The organism is Neisseria sp. P0022.S010 (assembly GCF_051956635.1).
Window position 1 is genome coordinate 1 of record NZ_JBQCXF010000577.1, and the last position, 1,795, is coordinate 1,795.

The following is a 1,795-nucleotide window of genomic DNA, read 5'->3' on the forward strand; positions in this document are numbered from 1 at the left end:
TGTTGGCTGCGTATGTGCAGGTAGTGGAGTACGGCTTGGTATTTGAAGTGTAATGTATATTTGCTCATAAAAAAACTGCACCTTGTGAGTTGGAGGGGGGATGTCCAACTTTTGGGGTGCAGTTCAAATTTTCAGACGGCCTCTATGACTTAAAAAGATGATAAGGCTATTTTCCGGCTACTTCTTCATCTTTTATAAAATCCGATACGCCATGAACACAGCGGATTTTACGTTCCGACAAAGTTGCCTCCAACAAAGCATCATTTTGCGGCAAGGAATCGCGTTCTGCCTCATTGTGCCAAAGGTGATACGCAATGCCGGCAAATTTCAAATTATGGCGTTTCATACCGTTATGATAGCAACGGGCGACAAATTCGCTGTCTTCCCTGCCCCAACCGACAAAGCTATTGTCAAACCCGTTGACGGCAAGCGCATCGCTGCGGAAAAAGCCCATATTGCAAGTTTTGATGCCTTTGTGTTTGCGGTTACCTTTTCGGCCTGCCAATTTGGCTAAACAACGGCAGCGCAAGGCGGAAAGCCGTTTTTCTATCCCCGAGCTGAACATGGACAAAGCAGGCAAATCGCCTTCGTCTAAAATATCCTGCGTTTTATCCTCAGTCAAAATCACGCGGGAACCCTGTATCAGACGGCCTTTGCGGGCAATCTTCAAATGATCGGCGATAAAAGACGGATCCAAAACCATATCGCCGTCAATCAACACAATATAATCGCTTTTCGCCTGTGCCAACGCACGGTTGCGCGATTCGGCGGCACGAAAGCCCCTATCCGGCTGCCATGAATGTTTGACCGGAATGCTTGTCCTACGACGGATAAAATCAACCACTTCGGCGGTTTCCTGCCTTGAGCCGTCATCCGCAACAATAATCTCATCCGGCAGACGGGTTTGCGATAAAGCCGATTTCAACACCAGCTCCAAAGCATCGGGGCGGTTGTAAGTGGTGATGATGAGGGAGACGGTTATCGTGCGGTTGCGCTCGTAGAGTTTGACATATTTGTAATACGAACCTTGCGCATTGGACACTGAAATCGTCAGGCCGTCCGCCCCATAGGCAAAACCGCGTTTGAGCAGATAATTCTTCACAAACGATACGCCGCCATGCAGCAAAGCCTTAAACGGCGAACTGTCTTTCTTGAAGCGGTTTTCTTCCGCATACAGTGAGCTGTACTGTTGCATTTTCTGAATCAGCCCTTCGGCGTTTTCAAAAGAATAATGTTTCAGACGGCCATCAAGTTGTTTAACCTTGGCTTCCTGCGGCAACACCAAAGACTCATGCACCTGACGGTCGGAAAACCGGGTAAATCTGCGATGATAAAGGCGCGGAATAATATCCGGATACCAGCCGCAGCCTTTAATCAGTCTGCCGTGGTAATGGTTCAGGCGGGAAAGCGAAAAGATATGCTCTTTCTCATTTTCCAAAACGGCCGCACGAATCGATTCGATTAAAGTCTCATCCGCCACTTCATCACTGTCTATGCTGAAAATCCAATTGTTTTGCGCCAGTCTGGCCGCCAGATTTTTCATCGGGCCAAACCCGATAAAGTCATGCTTGTAATAGCTGACATTGGAAAATCCCTTGGCAATTTCAAAAGTACGGTCGGTCGAGCCGTTGTCCAACAGCAGGACTTCGTCAAAGTCTTTCAGCGCATTCAAAACTTCTGAAAGATAACGTTCTGAATTTTTTACCAACATGGCGGCGGTTGCCGGAATTGTGTGCATCATAAAAAGGCCGTCTGAAAAAGGAAGCTGTATTTTAACCGATATACCGCTACAATA

The 1,795-nt window shown here is 47.4% G+C and carries 1 protein-coding gene; it reads right to left on the reverse strand.

The annotated features are described in order from the left end of the window. Window positions 1-166 precede the first annotated feature (166 nt). Window positions 167-1,741, reverse strand: a complete 1,575-nt coding sequence (locus ACTHUT_RS19570; RefSeq protein ID WP_250600760.1) for a glycosyltransferase family 2 protein — start codon at window positions 1,739-1,741, stop codon at window positions 167-169. Between the last annotated feature and the right edge of the window lie 54 nt (window positions 1,742-1,795).

Bases quoted from the DNA above. Each gene is read 5' to 3' on its own strand.
- ACTHUT_RS19570 (WP_250600760.1), bottom strand. From the start codon at position 1,741: ATGATGCACACAATTCCGGCAACCGCCGCCATGTTGGTAAAAAATTCA.